Source organism: Sphingobacterium puteale, from assembly GCF_050986225.1.
Classification (GTDB): Bacteria; Bacteroidota; Bacteroidia; order Sphingobacteriales; family Sphingobacteriaceae; genus Sphingobacterium; species Sphingobacterium puteale.
In genome coordinates this window covers 3,422,589-3,440,624 of the sequence record NZ_CP158959.1, presented here as the reverse complement: position 1 = coordinate 3,440,624, position 18,036 = coordinate 3,422,589, and the positions used below count along the sequence as shown (strand labels likewise).

20 protein-coding genes and 1 tRNA gene are annotated in these 18,036 nt (G+C 38.8%); 7 read left to right on the top strand and 14 right to left on the bottom strand.

Annotated elements, in window-relative coordinates; translation table 11 throughout:
* Position 1 precedes the first annotated feature (1 nt).
* Positions 2-487, top strand: a complete 486-nt coding sequence (coaD, locus tag ABTV71_RS14655) for a pantetheine-phosphate adenylyltransferase (protein WP_433900041.1) — start codon at positions 2-4, stop codon at positions 485-487.
* 235 nt (positions 488-722) lie between these two features.
* Here the strand turns inward: coaD and ABTV71_RS14650 are convergent, their stop codons facing one another.
* Positions 723-1,676, bottom strand: coding sequence for an aldo/keto reductase (locus tag ABTV71_RS14650; protein ID WP_433900040.1), 954 nt, complete (start codon positions 1,674-1,676; stop codon positions 723-725).
* Between the two features lie 182 nt (positions 1,677-1,858).
* On the opposite strand from ABTV71_RS14650, the gene ABTV71_RS14645 reads away from it, so the two are divergent.
* The 3 genes from ABTV71_RS14645 to ABTV71_RS14635 all read left to right on the top strand — a co-directional run bounded on the left by ABTV71_RS14645 (position 1,859) and on the right by ABTV71_RS14635 (position 3,413).
* Positions 1,859-1,938 (top strand) — tRNA-Leu (locus tag ABTV71_RS14645).
* 145 nt (positions 1,939-2,083) lie between these two features.
* A complete protein-coding gene (locus ABTV71_RS14640; protein WP_433900039.1) occupies positions 2,084-2,437 on the top strand; it encodes an ISAon1 family transposase N-terminal region protein in 354 nt (117 codons plus the stop codon).
* Positions 2,430-3,413 carry an ISAon1 family transposase gene (locus ABTV71_RS14635; protein WP_433900038.1) on the top strand — a complete coding sequence of 328 codons (984 nt, stop codon included), beginning with the start codon at positions 2,430-2,432 and terminating at the stop codon, positions 3,411-3,413. Before ABTV71_RS14640 ends, ABTV71_RS14635 begins: the two co-directional genes overlap by 8 nt.
* 195 nt (positions 3,414-3,608) lie before the next feature.
* Here the strand turns inward: ABTV71_RS14635 and ABTV71_RS14630 are convergent, their stop codons facing one another.
* From ABTV71_RS14630 to ABTV71_RS14585, 10 genes are all read right to left on the bottom strand, one after another.
* Positions 3,609-4,028 carry a c-type cytochrome gene (locus ABTV71_RS14630; protein WP_121123461.1) on the bottom strand — a complete coding sequence of 140 codons (420 nt, stop codon included), beginning with the start codon at positions 4,026-4,028 and terminating at the stop codon, positions 3,609-3,611.
* Positions 4,029-4,117: 89 nt separating this feature from the next.
* Positions 4,118-4,510, bottom strand: a complete 393-nt coding sequence (locus tag ABTV71_RS14625; protein ID WP_121123459.1) for a hypothetical protein — start codon at positions 4,508-4,510, stop codon at positions 4,118-4,120.
* Between the two features lie 43 nt (positions 4,511-4,553).
* Entirely contained in the window at positions 4,554-5,180 is a 627-nt protein-coding gene (locus ABTV71_RS14620; protein WP_433903710.1) for a DUF1345 domain-containing protein, read from the bottom strand.
* Between the two features lie 39 nt (positions 5,181-5,219).
* Positions 5,220-6,029 (bottom strand): hypothetical protein, encoded by an 810-nt coding sequence (locus ABTV71_RS14615; protein WP_433900037.1) that lies wholly within the window; start codon positions 6,027-6,029, stop codon positions 5,220-5,222.
* Between the two features lie 60 nt (positions 6,030-6,089).
* Positions 6,090-7,079 (bottom strand): LLM class flavin-dependent oxidoreductase, encoded by a 990-nt coding sequence (locus tag ABTV71_RS14610; protein ID WP_433900036.1) that lies wholly within the window; start codon positions 7,077-7,079, stop codon positions 6,090-6,092.
* 46 nt (positions 7,080-7,125) lie between these two features.
* On the bottom strand, positions 7,126-8,313 hold the full coding sequence (locus ABTV71_RS14605; RefSeq protein WP_433900035.1) for a THUMP-like domain-containing protein: 1,188 nt from the start codon (positions 8,311-8,313) through the stop codon (positions 7,126-7,128).
* The gene (locus ABTV71_RS14600) at positions 8,314-9,576 is read right to left on the bottom strand and encodes an aspartate kinase (protein WP_433900034.1); all 1,263 of its coding nucleotides are present in this window, start codon (positions 9,574-9,576) and stop codon (positions 8,314-8,316) included.
* A 25-nt stretch (positions 9,577-9,601) separates the two neighbouring features.
* Entirely contained in the window at positions 9,602-10,273 is a 672-nt protein-coding gene (locus tag ABTV71_RS14595; RefSeq protein ID WP_183078655.1) for a DUF3298 and DUF4163 domain-containing protein, read from the bottom strand.
* A 145-nt stretch (positions 10,274-10,418) separates the two neighbouring features.
* Complete coding sequence (locus tag ABTV71_RS14590) at positions 10,419-10,871, bottom strand: GNAT family N-acetyltransferase (protein ID WP_121123446.1); 453 nt, start codon at positions 10,869-10,871, stop codon at positions 10,419-10,421.
* Complete coding sequence (locus ABTV71_RS14585) at positions 10,864-11,556, bottom strand: YggS family pyridoxal phosphate-dependent enzyme (RefSeq protein WP_121123444.1); 693 nt, start codon at positions 11,554-11,556, stop codon at positions 10,864-10,866. The genes ABTV71_RS14590 and ABTV71_RS14585 overlap by 8 nt, the downstream gene beginning before the upstream one ends.
* 72 nt (positions 11,557-11,628) lie before the next feature.
* Here ABTV71_RS14585 and ABTV71_RS14580 point away from each other — a divergent pair, with 72 nt between their 5' ends.
* From ABTV71_RS14580 to ABTV71_RS14570, 3 genes are all read left to right on the top strand, one after another.
* Positions 11,629-12,387, top strand: coding sequence for a DUF4296 domain-containing protein (locus tag ABTV71_RS14580; protein WP_121123442.1), 759 nt, complete (start codon positions 11,629-11,631; stop codon positions 12,385-12,387).
* Positions 12,388-12,407: 20 nt separating this feature from the next.
* Entirely contained in the window at positions 12,408-14,780 is a 2,373-nt protein-coding gene (locus ABTV71_RS14575; RefSeq protein ID WP_433900033.1) for an endonuclease MutS2, read from the top strand.
* A 62-nt stretch (positions 14,781-14,842) separates the two neighbouring features.
* Entirely contained in the window at positions 14,843-15,499 is a 657-nt protein-coding gene (locus ABTV71_RS14570; protein ID WP_433900032.1) for an MgtC/SapB family protein, read from the top strand.
* A 34-nt stretch (positions 15,500-15,533) separates the two neighbouring features.
* On the opposite strand, the gene ABTV71_RS14565 is transcribed toward ABTV71_RS14570, so the two are convergent.
* The 3 genes from ABTV71_RS14565 to gdhA all read right to left on the bottom strand — a co-directional run bounded on the left by ABTV71_RS14565 (position 15,534) and on the right by gdhA (position 17,559).
* The gene (locus ABTV71_RS14565; RefSeq protein WP_121123436.1) at positions 15,534-15,872 is read right to left on the bottom strand and encodes a hypothetical protein; all 339 of its coding nucleotides are present in this window, start codon (positions 15,870-15,872) and stop codon (positions 15,534-15,536) included.
* Positions 15,873-15,880: 8 nt separating this feature from the next.
* Positions 15,881-16,126 carry a hypothetical protein gene (locus tag ABTV71_RS14560; RefSeq protein ID WP_077433299.1) on the bottom strand — a complete coding sequence of 82 codons (246 nt, stop codon included), beginning with the start codon at positions 16,124-16,126 and terminating at the stop codon, positions 15,881-15,883.
* Between the two features lie 101 nt (positions 16,127-16,227).
* A complete protein-coding gene (gene gdhA, locus ABTV71_RS14555) occupies positions 16,228-17,559 on the bottom strand; it encodes an NADP-specific glutamate dehydrogenase (protein WP_121123434.1) in 1,332 nt (443 codons plus the stop codon).
* Between the last annotated feature and the right edge of the window lie 477 nt (positions 17,560-18,036).

The following is an 18,036-nucleotide window of genomic DNA, read 5'->3' as shown; positions in this document are numbered from 1 at the left end:
TATGAAAATTGCTGTTTTTCCGGGCTCATTTGACCCTTTTACTTCAGCTCATCAAGATCTAGTCGAAAGAGCCCTGCCGCTCTTTGATAAAATCATTATTGCTGTAGGTTATAATGCGAACAAAAAAGGCATGTTGAACCACAAAGAACGGGTCAATTGCATACAGCATGTTTTTCAGGGTGTCCAGACAATAGAAGTCGTAAAATATAGTGGTTTGACTGTAGATTTCTGCCAGAAAGTCGGTGCGAAATTTATATTACGCGGTTTACGAAATACAGGAGATTTCGAGTTTGAAAATGCGATAGCTCAAAACAACCTTTTGCTAAACCCTACAATCGAAAGCTATTTTTTGATGAGCAGAACCGGGAAGGCTCACATATCGTCAACTATCGTACGGGATATCTGGTTTAACGGAGGAGATGTCAGCGCAATGGTACCAAAAGAAGTTCTTAACTTATTGAATGGAAAGAGACCAGCAAACTCCTGATTGTTCCATTTAAGACGATAAAAATAGAAAATATCCTGACAAAATAATATTTTGTCAGGATATTTTTCATACTAAAAACCAGACATTTATAGTATTAAATATAAATAATTGATTTACCCAAGATACAAATATGAGACCTTTGACGGCCTCGCTTCCCAAATAATATTCTGGATGGTGTCAAATTTATTTTAAAAACCTCAATACCAACTAATTAAAACATTATTCATCAACAATTTTACCATATACTAGCTATATTCAATAGCGACATCTCTTCAGCGGACAAATTTATTGCGGTTGCTTTGGCTAGTTCCTCAAGTTGTTGTAGTGAGGTGGCACTGACAATAGGTGCGGTGACCGAAGGCCGATGAAGAATCCACGCGAGCGCAATTGTTGACATAGCGACCTGTTGATTATGGGCTACTTGGGCTAAGGCATCCAGAATACGAAGTCCACGATTATTAAACCGATCTTTTAAGGCATCTGCTCGTTTCACATCTTTAACATCCGCTATCGACCTATATTTTCCCGAAAGAAATCCGCATGCAAGGGAATAGTAGGAGATTACACCCAAGTGATTTTCAACTGCGAGCTTTTCATAATCTTTCTCATATTTTGAACGGTCGTACAAATTATATTCGGGCTGAATGGCAATATAGGTAGGGAGACCATGCTGCTCAGCGACAACTAATGATTCTTTTAGGCGCTCAGGGCTTAAATTAGACGCTCCAATCCATTTTACCTTTCCAGCTTGTACCAATTGCTGGTAAGCCGACAGCGTTTCATCTATGGCTGTTGAAAGATCATCGTGATGCGACTGATAAAGATCTATTGTGTCTACTTGTAGCCGTAAGAGCGATTCGTCAACAGACTGGATAATATGTTCTTTTTTCAAATTGGGTTTGTCATTACCGGCATGGCGTCCGCCCACTTTCGTCGCAATCTGAATTTTATCCCGTACATCTCGTTTACTGATCCATTTACCTATAATGGATTCGGACTCTGACCCAGTGTGGCCCGGCACCCAATGAGAGTAGTTGTTGGATGTATCTATAAAACTAAAACCCATATCGACAAATGCATCCAAAAGAGCAAACGACTGTTGCTCATCGACAGTCCATCCAAATACATTTCCACCGAAAACGATGGGTTTAAATTCAATTTCACTGTTTCCTAACTTTACCTTTTCCATGATTTGCCTAATATTTCCAGCTTAAATTTAAGAAAAAAATGCCAGTTAAGCCTTTGGAGGGGTATTACAAATAGGTTTGTAAAAAATTTCTAATTCATTTTCAGGTAGTTTAGGAAAAGAAGCAGAAGATCGTTTGGAAAAACAAAAACTTTCCTTACTTTTGCATCATCCCAAACGGATATGCCCGGATGGCGGAATTGGTAGACGCGCTGGTCTCAAACACCAGTGGGAAACCGTGCCGGTTCGACTCCGGCTCCGGGTACAAATAGAGGCTGTATCATAAATAATTGATACAGTCTTTTTTTTTGTTATATATTCCCTTATTGCTTTGGTTTAATAGGATCAATCAGAATTCTTGGGGGAATATCAAAAATTTGCTAATTTAGCATCTTTAATACAGATCTCCCTTGCAAGACGCCGAACGCAAATTACTATCACTATTGATGCCCGAAGGGCTTTTAGAATACTTTCAGATTTTAGAAGTCGATCAGGTTGGCAATCAACTCCACATTTATTTAGATGAGCTTAATATTGCTCCAACAGGCTATGAGAACAGCAAGTTGGAGTCAAAGGGTTTTATGCCATCCACAGAGATTTCAGATTTTCCCATTAGAGGTCAGAAAGTTACACTACATATCCGCCGCCGTCGCTGGACAGTCTTAGATACCGGACAGATTATCACAAGAGATTGGAACCTGGTGCGTGAAGGTGCTCGAATGACGACTGAATTCGGGCTTTTTTTAAAGAGGATATTTGGATAACTATCCTGTAAGTGCCCAATTGGTAGGATTATTCTTCCAGATGGACGGCAAGCAACTTCAGGATCAATACAAGAACCATCTCAGTGACTTCCATGATTGGGACCAAAAGCCACATGCAGAGCGATGGACTCTTTTCCCCGGGAACATCTCCGAACGCCTGAGCATCGATGAGACTAGTTTTAGCAACGGTGAATTATATACCATTGTTAGCAGTAAATCGGCAAAAGGGCGTAAAGGGACGATTCTGGCAACTATTAAGGGTACAAAGGCCGAGGATATCATGACTGTTCTTGAGCGAATACCTTTACGTTCAAGGAACAGGGTAAAGGAGGTGACCATGGATATGGCACCGAACATGGCTAAGGCAATCCGTAGATGTTTCAGGAATGCCAGGCGTGTGGTCGATCGGTTCCATGTCCAAAAGTTAGCATATGATGCAGTGCAGGAACTCCGTATCAAGTATCGCTGGGAAGTATTGGATGCCGAAAGTAAGAAGATAATGGAATCACGAAAGGGAGGAATCCCATATGAGCCCGAGTTGTTGCCTAATGGGGACACCCTCAAACAGTTACTGGCTAGATCCAGACACCTCTTGTTCAAGCATCCAAGCCGATGGTCCGAAAACCAGAAACACCGTGCTGAATTGTTGTTCATACGGTTTCCCAAACTAAAGCTGGCTTATGACCTGGGAATTTCCCTAGGTGACATATTCAATAAATGCAAGGACAAAAAGATAGCATTTACCAAACTGGGACTGTGGCATAATCAGGTTGAGAATGCGGGCATCACTTCATTTGAGAGCGTAGCAAGATCCATTGCAGCGCATCATCAACATATCCTACACTACTTCGACAACAGAAGTACCAATGCTTCAGCAGAGTCTTTCAATGCAAAGCTCAAAGCTTTCAGGAGTGTCTTTCGTGGCGTAAGGGACACCACATTCTTCCTATATAGAGTAATGAAATTGTATGCTTAAAAAATTGTACCCCCAAAACTTTCGGTATGATCCCAGAAAGGAGAAGGAATCGCAAACCAATACCAAGGAAAATCCAGAGAAATAGCCTAGAAACAGCAAAGAATAACCCAAGAAACACCAATAAATAAGCAAAGAATAGGCAATAAAAAACACCATAAGAGAAGCCCTATGGTGTTACATAAATATATAGTTTGATTAGTTTTTCGCTATGACCATTTCTGGTTCTTCTTTGCCGCCATGACAAGTTTTACAGGATATTGCTTTGGCGGGAGAGCTATCCCAACTACGATTAAAATATTTTTTGTTAATCTTTAGTGTCATCTTGATCATTGCCCGACCGATTTCCTTTTTTTGATTTTCATCACTTGCAAAATCCATCTTTTTAGGATCTTCTTTTGAAGGTGCGTGACAAAATCCGCATTTTACACCCAATGCGACATTAAACTCTTTCATTGTCGCGATCAGTTCGTCATGTGAAATATTCTTCGGTAAAACTTTTAAATTTGTAGGTCTGGGTTCTTCCTGAGGTTTTTCCCGCTGGAAGTTAAATGCACTCAAGGCGATAACTATGGCAAATACCGAAGCAATTGCTCCAATTTTTTTGATGTGTTTCATTTCTCTTTTCCTTACGCTTGACTAATATAGCGATAAGAAAATACTTTTACAACGAAAAATGAAGTTATTATGACAATTTAGATTGATTATTATTTACGAATCCCGTCATTTACAATCCAGCGTTGACTATTTAATTGGTAGTCTATTTCAAGAGATTTACCCGATATGGTCACCTTTTTTAGTCTGGTTGTATCGTTCGAGATCCAAGTACTGTCATTATCCTGCGTAAAGCGGACTCCCGTAATATTTGGCACTCCTGTAAAGAATTCAATTTTAAACGATTTGTCACCTCCATCAGGTAGAATACGGATCAATCTATTGGATCGATCAACAGACAATGAGTTGCCCTGAAATTGAACCCTGCCAATATAACTTCCGGTAACTCCAGCAGATCCTTCACCATCCGTATTTTCATTCTTCTTACACGAAAAAAAAGTGATAAGGCATAAAATGAGCGCGACTAATGGTTTGAACAACTTCATACGTGTAAATTTTGGACTAAAATACGGTTTTTAGTTTAAAAACTCAATTGATCAAACCAGAAATGATATTGATAGTCAGAGCAACGACGAATGTATTCAGTCCAAAGGAGAGGAGGCCATGAAATAGCGCAACCCGTCTAATTTTTTTTGATGAAATACCCACATCAGACACCTGAAATGTACAGCCCATGACAAAAGAAAAATAAGCAAAATCCAAATAGTCTGGTTGGTCGTCCCCTGGGAATTCCAATCCACTGCCCTTGGAACCATTTTCATAATATAAACGTGCATAATGGAATGTGTAGATGGTATGAACCAGACACCACGAAGCAAGTATAGCAAGCATACAGATAATGATAATAAATGAATTATCAAGCTGTTTATCCTTAGTCGATATAATGATCATAAGTACAGAAATGAAGCAGCTAACCGTAACTAATATTATAAATAGGGATACAAAAAGTCGGCTACCGTCTTCCTGTTGTGCTTTCTTAGCGATTGTGGTCACCGGCATGGTGTAAAACGTATACCAGGAAACCAATATATAGGAAATACAAAAGCCAAGCCAACATAAAACTAGACTTAACAATGTGAAGGTTTTAATCGGGGAAAAGATATACACAAGTATAAAAACACAAATTGCGATTAGAGCCCGATGAATGGACTTCATTTGATGCAGGACTGTTTTTATATCTTTCATGACTGCAAATTAACAATCAAACTGCTCATTTGCCTCGAAAATCAATGGTCTTCCGCCATTAGAAAGGAACAAAAGCAGTGCTTCTTCCTCATAGTTCCCCGGATTAGAAAAGATAAAATCCAACTGCCCATCACGATCTATGTCACCAACAAACCGTGTAGACATAAATATATGATCATATTGATCTTTTTGAAATAAAGTTATTTCTTTAGCTCCCCCAAAGGTAGCATTGAGCTTGTAATGTGCGACTTCGTGAAATAGTTTTTCATGTCCCTTTTCATCCGTCTGCACTTCAGTGGATTTGATGTCTCCCAATCCTTTAAGGACAATTCGTTGTTTTTTAAAATTATACTCTACAGATTCCTTGGGCCAGATTTCTGAATGGTTGATCTTCATATTTTCCACGGCCCCCGGTTTTAATCCCTTTATATTCAGAAACAAAAGTGAGTTTCTTTTGGACTCGACATTTTTTGACGGAACCTGAGCACATTCATCATAACTATCCTTAATTTCATAATCGACTTTCTCCAGATAATATTTCCCCTCGCGCTCATAAAGATCAAACCAATCCTTATTCAATACAGCGGTTGGATCCTCCTTTTCCCAGATGCGATAACTGCGAACCAAAAAAATCTGTCCCTTTGAACTATCGGCTGCTGCCGAAAGTAACAAGCCTGTACTGTCTTTGGACATCAAAGATGAGCTTTCTTTCGTGGCAACCGAATCTATTGGGGTATCATCTTTTTTCGTTGTGGGACTGTGACAAGCTTGGATGAATAATAGCCCAAACAGTAAGGTCAAAGCAGAATAGCTGTTCATATATTGTGAATTTTTATTTAAATATATAAAAATTCACAATATATAAACCCTTTAGCTTTGTTAGGAGAGAGCTTCCTTAAGTAAGGAAAATGATTTCAGGCATTTTTCATCATCAAAGATATAGGAGGTCGCCATAATTTCATCGACTTTATGATCTTTGACAAATTTGTTTATCTCTGGAGCAATCTTATTTTTATCCCCTACAAAAGCACAGGAGGCCATGCTCTCTACAGCTTGTTCGATGGCTGGAATCCCTTTATAAATTACTTCCTCTGTCGGTGGAGATAAAGGTCTTCTTGTATTGGTTACAATACCAGCAAATAGATTATAGAAGCTAGTAGACAAAAACTCAGCTTCTTCTGTACTGTCTGCAGCAATAACATTGACGCAGGAAATAAAGTATGGTTTGTCCAGCACTTCCGATGGCACGAAATTCTGATGATAGATCATGCTTGCCGAGGCAAATTGAGCCGGGGCAAAGTGTGTCGCAAAGGCATAGGGAAGTCCTAAACTGGCCGCTAAATAAGCGCTATCTGTACTAGACCCAAGAATATAAAGGGGTATTTCCAGTCCTTCACCGGGAAATGCGCGCACTTTTGCATCATAATTATCCGGACTGAAATAACGTTGAAGATCTTTGACTTCCTGCGGAAACTGAAATGCAGTATTCAGATTATTCCTTCGCAAGGCCATTGCAGTCAATTGATCAGTACCCGGTGCCCGACCTAAACCAAGATCAATTCGCCCCGGAAATAACGTTTCCAATGTACCAAATTGTTCGGCAATCACCAGGGGAGCATGATTAGGCAACATGATACCACCTGAACCTACTCTGATCCGGTCAGTATTTGAAGCAATATGCTGTATAAGCAGTGAGGTTGCCGAACTTGCAATATACTCCATATTATGGTGTTCAGCTACCCAGATTCTTTTAAAATCTAGTTTTTCGATATGTTGGGCAACTTTTACACTGCGAGCGATAGCACTGGCTGCATTTTCTCCCTTTTTGACAGGAGCTAAATCTAATGCTGATAATACGATTTTATCCATGTATTAAAATTACGGAGAAGAAATAGTACAATTGTAATGAAATTGTCTATTCTAGGATTCGCTGTGTATGTATGACAGTAAGCTGATCATTCAATATTGTTGTGAAGAAGGTGAAGGTGTCATCAGCATCTTTAATCTTAAACTTCTTTTTTATCTCCTCCGTTTTTAGCGGAAAGTTTTTAGCGATAATATCCGCAATTAGAGGACTTTTCCTTTTCTTGAATTCTGTAAAAGATTCAACCTGTTTTATCCTAAATATTTTGCCCGGAAAATCAGGGATTTTCTGATCCGATGTATATAAATGCGTGCTTTTGTGTAGTTTTTTCACATCAAAATGATTGATGATTGTTTTAAACGCACCGGCTTTGGTCAGGGCAACATCCGGCTCATAAAGATAGGATAGAGGTGCACTATAATCGACAAGGGTAGCGCGTTCCCCCCCATAAGTAAAAGAGATGATCTGTTGTTCCTCTTTGAACAGCCGGACAGCGTGAATGACCGGTTCGTCTATATATCCTTTCTCTTGAATAAAAATAAGTTCTTTACAATCATTTTGCAAGGAAACGACATAAACATCCTTTACATGGACTAACATGCTCAATGCTGAGGAGATATCCAATAATGGCGCAAGCTTGCTGATAATGATATCTGATCGTTCGAAAAAATCGTTTTGGAGAGCCACCAAATTGGGGTCACACTCGTCCAATAAAAATACTTTCTTATTTTGAACTCTGCGCGAAGGATCCAGATAGATATAATCAAAATGTGCCTGTGGATTGTTAAGTATGTAATCTACACCATTTGTGGCAATAACCTCGATATTTGCGGCAGACAATATCCTAGCATTATATGCAGAAATTTTCGCAAGATCAGGATTGAGCTCACATGAAACCACTTGCTTTGCCCGCGTTGAAAAATAAAAGCTGTCGACACCAAAACCGCTCGTTGCATCAATTAAATTTGTACCTTCCTGAATAAGCGAACTTTTAAATAATGCCGTTTTTTCTGACGAGCACTGTTCTAGATTTAATTTAGCAGGAAAATAGACACCCGGTGTCTTTGTCCATAACGGAAGTTTAGTCCTTGCACGCTGTTTACCATCCAGCTGTGCAGCTAATTCAGAAGACGATATTCCCTCAAAAGGAGATTTCTTTAAAGCTATTTTGGCAGGAGACTCATCCAGGCTTTTTTCCAAAAACAACTGCACCTCCTTTTGAAGAATCAATCTATTCATTTATATTTTCTTAACGAGAAGCTGACAAGTATATCTATCCTTCAATTCACTGATCACTTCTTTATCAACCAGAACGCGGTCGATCGTTTCCTGATTATAGTAACGGATAGTAATTAGTTCAAGACCAGACTCATGGGTAACTTTAAACCGTTGTTCAAGATCGTTAATTAAATCCACCAGGTTTTTCCCCGTATCATCCACTGCGACGGTGAAATTGATTGCCGTATTGTGCATCATATTGATTTTGATGCGATGTTCATGAAACAGGTTAAAGATATCCCTGAGATTGTCTTCCACGATGAAAGAAAAATCCCTTGGCGAGATGGAAATAAAAATCTGATTTACTTTGAATATAAACGAAGGAACCGGTAATGTCTGATTTGTACTACGAATTATTGTTCCTGGAGACTCCGGATCAACAAAAGAACGCACATTTAAGGCTATTTTTTTATTCTGCAGCGGTTTGATCGTCTTCGGGTGAATGACAGTCGCCCCATAATAGGTAAGCTCGATCGCATCCGTATACGACAGTTCAGGAATCAATTCCGTTTTTTCAAACCATTTCGGGTCAGCATTGAGAACCCCCGGAACGTCTTTCCAGATTGTTACATTTTCAGCATTTAAACATGACGCAAAAATAGCTGCTGAATAATCGGAACCTTCACGACCTAAAGTTGTTGTGAAATTCTCCGATGTGGATCCCAGAAAACCCTGCGTAATGACAATGTATTCGTCTAATATGGATGGAAGTTCAGCACGGATTTTCTCTTCTGTTTTACTCCAGTCTACGACAGCCTCGCGGTAGGTATTATCGGTCAATATATAATCACGTGCATCTATCCATTTGACTTTCTCCCCAATAAAGGCAACATAGGCAGCGACAATTTTCGTCGAAATCAATTCACCCATGGACACAATTTGGTCAAATAGGTAATCGTAGGAGTCTTGCGGATCCTCTTCCAAAATCCATTCGATTTCGACGAAACAGTTGGCAATTTCATCGAATATGGGATTTTCACCGCCAGGAAATAGATCCGAAAGAATTTGAAAATGAAATGCTTTGGCTTCTTCAAGGGTCTGAAACTGCAAGCCCGTATTATTATAATATTCTCTGGTCAATTTCTCCAGAAGGTTTGTTGTCTTACCCATGGCAGAGATAACGACCAACAAAGCTTCACCTTTGTATTTCGAAATAATCTTTGCTGAATTTCTGACACTTTCCGCATCCTTTACCGATGCACCTCCAAATTTAAAAACCTGCATTTATTTTATTGAGTTTAGTTGATTGCTAATTGATACTATTAATATAATGTAATCCTTTTTCTGACATCAGATCTTTAAAAGTTGTGTAGGGAATACGCAGCTCTGTACCACCTTCTGCGTAAGATTTAATTTCGTAGATATTATAATAAAATAATAATTCGTTTTTTTCGAATGTAAAATTATCCGCAAGCGAAAACTTGCCACCTTCAAAAAAATATTTCCCATTTAAGGTATCATCCTTATGCAGTCCCTCTTGTTTACGAAAACACTGTTCGGCGATTGTGATAAACTTATCTTTATCTTCTTTACGAATAATATCGTCAATTGTAATTGGACTATTAGACTGCCTATCAAAGTTTGAATATAAGGTGACATGGTCACCATGAGCTCCGCCAGTATATTCCTCTTGTTTTGTTCGTATGGCCAGATACATGGGCGTATTTGCAACTACATCAACCCGAAGATCCCGATTCCAGGTTGCAGTAGATTTACCATTGTTATCATCCACATATTCATTATAAGCATTGATAAAACGATGGGCGGCTTCTTCCATACTGGTATCTCCTTCAAGATGAACTATAGATGAAACAAGATCATTGATTTTTGCTTCATCGAACACCGGATAGCTAGCCCGGAAATAAGTAGTATCCAATTTATCTTCTCCTTTTAGAAAATAATTACTATGCTCATCAACCATTTTTTTGTGATATGAGAGTGTATCCCCGGTCTGAGCTAGAGAAGGTGCTACACTTCTGTTTTGACACGAGTAAAACAAACAACCTATAAATAAAATTTTCAAAAAAAGATAAAACCGCATTGAATTGATTGTTTTCCCTTTAATTTTAATAAGTGATCGATACATTGATCCACTCCGGATCAAAATCAGCTTTATACCGCTCGTAGAATTTTATGGCAGATTCGTTCCAGTTCAAAACTTGCCATACCATGCCATGGTAACCACATTCTTTACCATAGGCAAGCGTCCTGTCAAAAAGTTGCTTACCCATTCCCAGTCCGCGCATTTTTTCGGTAACGATTAAATCTTCCAGGTAAAGCCTTCTTCCTTTCCAGGTGGAGTATCTGACGTAATATAATGAAATTCCAACAATTTCTTCACCAACTTCTGCTACAAATGCACCCCAAATAGGATTATCTCCAAACCCTGCTTCTTCAAACTCCGCGAGGGAAACTGTTACTTCATCCGGTGCTTTCTCATAGATCGCCAATTCTTTGATTAATTCAAGCATTTGTGGGCAATCGGCCTTAATTGCTTCGCGTATAATTGGTTTAGTCATTGTTTTTATAATGTTTAACTACTCTTTTACCAAAGATTGTACTTCCGATACGGACCATAGTTGATCCCTCTTCAATCGCTAATTTGTAATCCGATGACATTCCCATGGAGAGTATGTTAAAATAATCATCTTTCCGGTAGAAGCTAGCTTTAATTCCATCAAATAACATCTTTAGTTCATAGAACTCTGCTTTGATCACCTTTTCATTGTCTGTATTGGAGGCAATACCCATCAGACCACAAATTCGGATATTTTTTAGTTCTAAGAATTCTTCATCACGAAGCAGCTCGATCAATTCGGCATGATCCAAACCGAACTTGGTATCCTCATCAGCAATATATACTTGCAATAAACAGTCGATGGTACGATTAGCTTTTAATGCATGTTTATTAACTTCTTTTAGCAGTTTTAGGGAGTCAATAGAAGCAATTAGACTAATAAATGGAGCAATATATTTTACTTTGTTTGTCTGTAGGTGTCCGATCATATGCCATTGAATATCTTTAGGTAAAAGCTCCGCTTTCTCAATTAATTCTTGAACATGATTTTCACCGAAAATACGTTGTCCAGCCTCATAGGCTTCCATGATTTCTGAATTGGACTTTGTCTTTGAAACTGCTACAAGCTGAACGCCTTTAGCCTCAGTTTCCAATCTTAAAGCTTCTAAATTACTCGCAATACTCATTTCAGATATAGTTTGATGATGTAAAAAGTGCCAAATGTCGGTGCTTTTTGTAAATTTGTACAAAACTACGAAATGCTACGATTAATACTGAATCTACTTGCTGTGATTTTTTTATTTGGTTCCTGTGTCAGACCAGAAGAGAAGGATATTATCTCGCAAAGCAAATTTGTAAATGCTTTGACAGAAATCCAATTGACAGATTCATATCTCAATATTTTGCCCATTGATAGTGCACGCAAAGTGATGGTGCCTTTGTATCAGGTGACTTTTGATAAATACGGGTTAGACTCCGTTTCTTTTAAAAAGAACCTGGACTATTATGGTAAAGATGCTGAAATCATGTCGGCCATTTATAAAAAAGTGGAAGATAACTTGACGAAGGAGAATAAGTTTTATACGGATATCGAACGTAAAAAACAAGATTCTATCCGAACAAGGGATTCGATTGTCAATGCAAGGATTCAGGATAGTACAAGTCGTGTGATGCGACAACAGCAACAGTATCAAGAACGTATTGCTGCGCTTATCCACTACCAACCAAGCAAGGAGAAATTCAGTTTTAAAGAAGCGTCTTGGTTGTTTAACAAAAATTTCCAACAGAAAACAGGTGTTAGTTTGGACAGCTATTTAATGAACCAGCTATCTATAGGTAGTTCAATAACTCCAGCTGGATCACCGCCGCCTACTTCCTCTGGAAATCCTGCGTCCCCAGCAACAACACCTGGCGTTTCGGCAAAGGACACAGCAACGTTACCAAAACAAATCGAACAAAGGCTTGAAAAACCTATTCTTACTCCACCACAGGCATTAAAGCCTGTATCAAAACTTTAACCATCAAAGAATATAATTTTATGGTATATCCATTAAATGCGATAGATAAACTCGGCTTTTCCGAGATAAAAGATAAAATAAAACAAAAATGCCTGAGTGAATCAGGCCGTGAACTGGTCGAAAAAATTCAGCCACAAACTCGCTTTGATCAGATAGATCGTTTTTTGAGACAGACAAGTGAATTCAAAGATCTTCTTGTCAATGATGGGGCATTTCCCGTCGAGAATTTTTTTCCTTTAAAATCCATTATTGAAAAAGCAAGGGTTGAAGGTGCTTTTCTACTTGAAGAAGAGTTTTTTCGTGTCTTGTTGTCTTTGAAAACTGTTTACGCCATCATTCGATATTTTAATGAAAGAGAAGGGCTATATCCAAATTTGGAAGTGCTATTTGAGCATTTACCGATAGAGAAGGGAATCATCCGAGATATTGAAACAGTCATCGACGAGCGTGGGAAACTCAAAAATAATGCTTCCCGCCTGTTACTTGAGATCACCCAGCAAATACAACGTGCAGAACAAGATGCGCTCAAACGCATAAATAGTATTTTCAAAAATGCGCAGGACAGCGGGTGGACCGCGGATGGCAATTTGACCGTACGCGATGGACGTCTGTGTATCCCCATCCTGGCGGAAAACAAAAGAAAGCTCAAAGGATTAATTCACGACGAATCAGCAACAGGGCAGACAGCTTACATTGAACCAGAAGAAGTATTCCAGCTTAATAATAAGATAAGAGATCTTGAATTTGAGCGCAGGAGGGAGGTTATCCGAATTCTTGTTGAACTCACAGATAAAGTACGTCCACATCTCCCATTATTGCTGTCTTATCATGGTTTATTGACCAAGGTTGATTTTGTTAGGGCCAAAGCTTTGTTTGCCTTGGATATTGAGGCCGAGATGCCGGAACTGTCCAAAGAAGCGGAGATCAATCTCATCAATGCGCGTCACCCTTTACTCATACTTAACGAACACCATAAAGGTACTGTCGTTCCCTTGAATATACAGATCGACCAATTGCAACGTGTTATTGTTGTCTCCGGACCAAATGCCGGCGGTAAGTCAGTTTGTATGAAGACCGTAGGTTTGCTACAGATCATGGTACAATCGGGTTTATTGATCCCAGCTGAGCCAACGACGAAAGTAGGCGTATTTAAGCAAATATTCGCTGATATCGGTGATGATCAATCTATTGAGAGTGACCTCAGTACCTACAGTGCACACTTATCGAAAATGAAATATTTTACGGAATTTGCCAGTGGACGCACCTTGGTGCTCATTGATGAATTCGGTACCGGAACAGATCCTTTATTTGGAGGACCTATTGCCGAAGCTGTGTTGGAATCGCTGAATAAAAAGCAGATTAGAGGTGTGGTAACCACCCACTACTCAAACTTAAAAGTATTTGCGAGCAATACAACGGGTCTGGAGAATGCTTCTATGTTGTTCGATAACCGTGAGATGCGTCCAATGTATATTCTCCAGATCGGTAAACCTGGAAGCTCTTATGCCTTCGAAATTGCGCAGAAAATAGGGTTAGGAAAGGATATTCTAGAGGCTGCCAAAGGGAAGATCGGTGTACAACAGAAAAAGGTAGATACCTTGTTGATCGATCTTGAACGGGAGAAGAAAGAGGTGTTTGATACAAAAGTTGCCATTAATAAAAGAGAGAAAGAACTTGAATCTCTTAAATCTGAGTACCTGGAACTGCAAAATTATCTGGAGGAAAATAAACGGGTTATACTTAAAAAAGCCAAAGAGGAGGCTCAGGAAATCATCAGGAACTCCAATAAATTAATTGAAAATACGGTCGCACAGATCAAGTCGGCGAAAGCTGATAAGGAGAAAACCCGTGAACTGCGCAGCAACCTGGATCAAGCTCTGAAAGCTGTTTTGCCAAAAGAACAGACGACTAAGCATGTCATCAAAGACAAAATAACGGAATCCTCCGAACTGACCATCGGTGACTGGGTGCAGATTATTGACAATGGAGCCGAAGCACAGGTTGTTGAAATTGCTAAAAACAACGTGATTCTTGCCATGGGAGAATTGCGAACAGTGCAGAAGCGAAAGAATGTCGTTAAGCTCGAAGGACGGGAAAATAAGAAATCAGCAAAAAGTTTATCCAGATCGTTGTCAGCCGGAACCGTAGCGGATTTTAATCCGGAGATTGACCTCCGTGGTATGCGAACCGAAGATGCACTGAATGAATTAGAAAAAGTACTGGATAGGGCCGTTATGGTAGGCTATCCATCCTTAAAAATTATTCATGGTAAAGGGGATGGTATTTTGCGAAAATTCATTCGGGACTATTTACGTAAATACAGCCATGTCAGCCGGTTTGAAGATGAACATCAAGACCGCGGTGGTGATGGAATAACTTACGCTTACTTATAGGAAAAGAGAGCTCCCATTGTTTAAATGGGAGTTTTTGATATTATCGTCCAACAGCACTTATTATGGAAAATATTATTGATTTTTTGAGTAGTAAGCCTTTACTAAATGCCATAACTTCAATTTTGTGCGGCAGTTTAATCGGCTTTGAGCGTGAGTACAGAAATAAATCGGCTGGATTCCGTACAGTGGTACTGATCTGCTTTGGCTCTGCCATGTTCACGATTGTATCCTGTTTATTTATTGGCAATAGTACGGATCGGGTTGCTGCCAATATCGTTACAGGTATCGGTTTTATAGGAGCAGGAGTTATATTTAAAGGTAAATTATCAGTCAGTGGCCTAACTACTGCAGCCGTTATCTGGGCCACAGCCGGGATTGGAATGTTTGCCGGATTGGGCGAATCAGTTTATGCAATCTCCTTCGCCATTTTTATGGTGCTTATCCTTGCGCTTTTCCAGCGGATAGAAGTATTATTATCGCGTTACTATCTAGTACGTTCATTACATATCAAATTTAGTTCAAATGAATTTTATCATCTACATGAGTTTGAACAAATGGCGCTGGATTTTAAAATTAAAGCTTCACGTCGTGTAATCGAGAAAATCAGTGGAAAACTGGAAGTAATGTATGATATTTCCGGAAAAATGACGGATTTAGACCGCTTTAATCAACAGCTCGCAAGTTCACTTGTAATTGATGAGTTTTATTATAATAAATAAAGCTCATCAATTTTTTCGGGATAAAATCAAATTCTTAAGCTGTCTGGTCTTTGCCACCAAAGGTGATCATTACCATACCCACAATAATAACAAACATACCGACTACCTGCTGCCAACTAAGTGGGCTTTTGAAATACAACGCCATGGCCAGCTGGACAGTTAAAAAAGTCCCGCCTGAACACAATGCAATAACTATAGGCTGCGAGACATTTTTAAACAGTTGGATAAGAAACCAGCTTGCCGAAAGCAAAATAATATTTCCAATAATCAATGCGACCCATTTATACTTTGGATGAATTCCACCTAGTTTAAATAGGATAGAGGATACAATCTGGCAAGCCCAAAATGCTGCGAAATAAAGATAGTTTAACATAATTGCTACTATTCGTATCTACTGTAAGCACTGTTAAATGATTGACGCATTAAAGCAAACTGATCTAACACACTTTTAAGAAATTCCTCATCAAGTAATTCAAAGACACCATTTACCCCGCCTATGATATCAACTTCTGCAATTTTATAGGATTGCTCCAGATTTCCTTGTTCAAATTTGATAATGAATTTCTGGTTCATTCCAAAGATGGAAATCTTGCAATCAGGATGGGGGAGTTCCGCTATTAATCTCATGTAAATCTCTTTTTTTAAAAATTACCATAAAAGTATAAAAAAACGCCCAAATGAAATACATTTGAGCGTTCAGGATTATGATATGATTAGAAAAAGGCTGATTATACAACTCCTTGCGCTTTCATTGCATTGGCTACCTTAATAAAGCCACCAATATTAGCACCTTTTAAATAGTTAACAAAATCACTTTCTTTGCCATATTTCAAACAAGTCTCGTGAATGCTCTCCATAATTGTTTTCAAACGGTTGTCAACTTCCTCGGTACACCATTGAGTACGGATCGAGTTTTGAGACATTTCCAGACCACTTACAGCAACTCCACCTGCATTTGCCGCTTTCCCCGGAGCAAAACTAATTTTTGCATCTAAGAAAACCTTAATGGCTTCGGCGGTGGAAGGCATATTAGCGCCTTCAGCAACACAGATGCAGCCATTTGTCACAAGTGTTTTGGCGTCAGATTCATCCAGTTCATTTTGTGTTGCACAAGGTAATGCGATATCACATTTAAACTGCCAAGGTTTCTTTCCAGGTAAAAACTGGGCATTTGGATAACGGGCAGGGTATCGGTCTAAATTCCGTCCTAAAGTTGCTCCAAAAGCCATTTTCTCTGTATCAAAACCATCTGGATCATACAATGTGCCGAGACTATTAGAAACAGTAATTACTTTTGCACCTAATTGCATTGCTTTTTCAACCGCATAAAATGCAACATTGCCAGCACCTGAAACTGTTGCAACTTTACCATTTAAGGATTGTCCTTTATGTTTAAATATGCAGTCCACAAAGTATAATAGGCCATATCCGGTAGCTTCCGGACGAATGTAGGAACCTCCCCATAATTCACCTTTACCCGTCAGGACGCCGGTAAAGTTATTCTGAAGACGTTTAAATTGTCCGAATAAAAAGCCAATTTCACGTCCACCAACACCGATATCCCCTGCAGGAACATCTGTATCAGCACCTATATGACGATATAATTCCGTCATAAAGCTTTGGCAAAAACGCATGATTTCATTATCTGATTTACCTTTGGGGTCAAAATCAGAACCGCCTTTACCACCACCGATCGGCAAGCCCGTTAAACTGTTTTTGAAAACTTGTTCAAAAGCAAGGAATTTCAAGATGCTCTGATTCACAGAAGGAGCGAAGCGGAGGCCTCCTTTGTAAGGACCTATAGAACTATTCATTTGCACACGGTATCCACGGTTTACCTGCACCTCATGGTTGTCATCTAACCAGGTTACACGAAAAGAAATAATACGTTCAGGTTCGGTCAGACGTTCAAGAATTTTTTGGTCGAAAAACTCAGGATGATTGTTGGTGATATAAGGAAATAAATCCTCTGTAACTTCTTTTACTGCTTGTAAGAATTCTGGTTCATTTGGATTACGTTTCTCAACGCTCGCAATGAACTCGTTAAAATTTTTTGACATGTTTTAATTAGTAAAATTTCCCTTTGGCTGGCACTAATTTATATATTTTTTAACAGAAAACCAATTTTTGTTAATTTTTTACAAATTTTAGGCGATTATAATGAAATTTCGAATTCTATACCGTATAAGCTATTTGGCTCGGTGATATCGGAATGTAGCCCGAAATCAAATCATCCGTGTATTTTATTCGACATTTTGAATAAAAAGAAGAATCATTTTCGTTTTTACAATAAAACAGACGGAATGTTGTAATTTGTTTAATATAGTCGCACGAACTGTCGTATGGAAGAGTGGGTTTGTATATTACTATTTAACATAATATAAATTATAATAAATATACATAATGATGAGAATGGAGGTTTTATTTTCTTACAATGATTTACAAATAAGGTTTGCATACTTTAAATAAAAAGGAATCCAAGCAAAATGCCCGGATTCCTCAATAAATATTTAGGTTGAATATTTACAGATAAAAAA

Bases quoted from the DNA above. Each gene is read 5' to 3' on its own strand.
- coaD (WP_433900041.1), top strand. From the start codon at position 2: ATGAAAATTGCTGTTTTTCCGGGCTCATTTGACCCTTTTACTTCAGCT.
- ABTV71_RS14650 (WP_433900040.1), bottom strand. From the start codon at position 1,676: ATGGAAAAGGTAAAGTTAGGAAACAGTGAAATTGAATTTAAACCCATC.
- ABTV71_RS14630 (WP_121123461.1), bottom strand. From the start codon at position 4,028: ATGAAACACATCAAAAAAATTGGAGCAATTGCTTCGGTATTTGCCATA.
- ABTV71_RS14625 (WP_121123459.1), bottom strand. From the start codon at position 4,510: ATGAAGTTGTTCAAACCATTAGTCGCGCTCATTTTATGCCTTATCACT.
- ABTV71_RS14620 (WP_433903710.1), bottom strand. From the start codon at position 5,180: ATGAAGTCCATTCATCGGGCTCTAATCGCAATTTGTGTTTTTATACTT.
- ABTV71_RS14615 (WP_433900037.1), bottom strand. From the start codon at position 6,029: ATGAACAGCTATTCTGCTTTGACCTTACTGTTTGGGCTATTATTCATC.
- ABTV71_RS14610 (WP_433900036.1), bottom strand. From the start codon at position 7,079: ATGGATAAAATCGTATTATCAGCATTAGATTTAGCTCCTGTCAAAAAG.
- ABTV71_RS14605 (WP_433900035.1), bottom strand. From the start codon at position 8,313: ATGAATAGATTGATTCTTCAAAAGGAGGTGCAGTTGTTTTTGGAAAAA.
- ABTV71_RS14600 (WP_433900034.1), bottom strand. From the start codon at position 9,576: ATGCAGGTTTTTAAATTTGGAGGTGCATCGGTAAAGGATGCGGAAAGT.
- ABTV71_RS14595 (WP_183078655.1), bottom strand. From the start codon at position 10,273: ATGGTTGATGAGCATAGTAATTATTTTCTAAAAGGAGAAGATAAATTG.
- ABTV71_RS14590 (WP_121123446.1), bottom strand. From the start codon at position 10,871: ATGACTAAACCAATTATACGCGAAGCAATTAAGGCCGATTGCCCACAA.
- ABTV71_RS14585 (WP_121123444.1), bottom strand. From the start codon at position 11,556: ATGAGTATTGCGAGTAATTTAGAAGCTTTAAGATTGGAAACTGAGGCT.
- ABTV71_RS14580 (WP_121123442.1), top strand. From the start codon at position 11,629: ATGCTACGATTAATACTGAATCTACTTGCTGTGATTTTTTTATTTGGT.
- ABTV71_RS14575 (WP_433900033.1), top strand. From the start codon at position 12,408: ATGGTATATCCATTAAATGCGATAGATAAACTCGGCTTTTCCGAGATA.
- ABTV71_RS14570 (WP_433900032.1), top strand. From the start codon at position 14,843: ATGGAAAATATTATTGATTTTTTGAGTAGTAAGCCTTTACTAAATGCC.
- ABTV71_RS14565 (WP_121123436.1), bottom strand. From the start codon at position 15,872: ATGTTAAACTATCTTTATTTCGCAGCATTTTGGGCTTGCCAGATTGTA.
- ABTV71_RS14560 (WP_077433299.1), bottom strand. From the start codon at position 16,126: ATGAGATTAATAGCGGAACTCCCCCATCCTGATTGCAAGATTTCCATC.
- gdhA (WP_121123434.1), bottom strand. From the start codon at position 17,559: ATGTCAAAAAATTTTAACGAGTTCATTGCGAGCGTTGAGAAACGTAAT.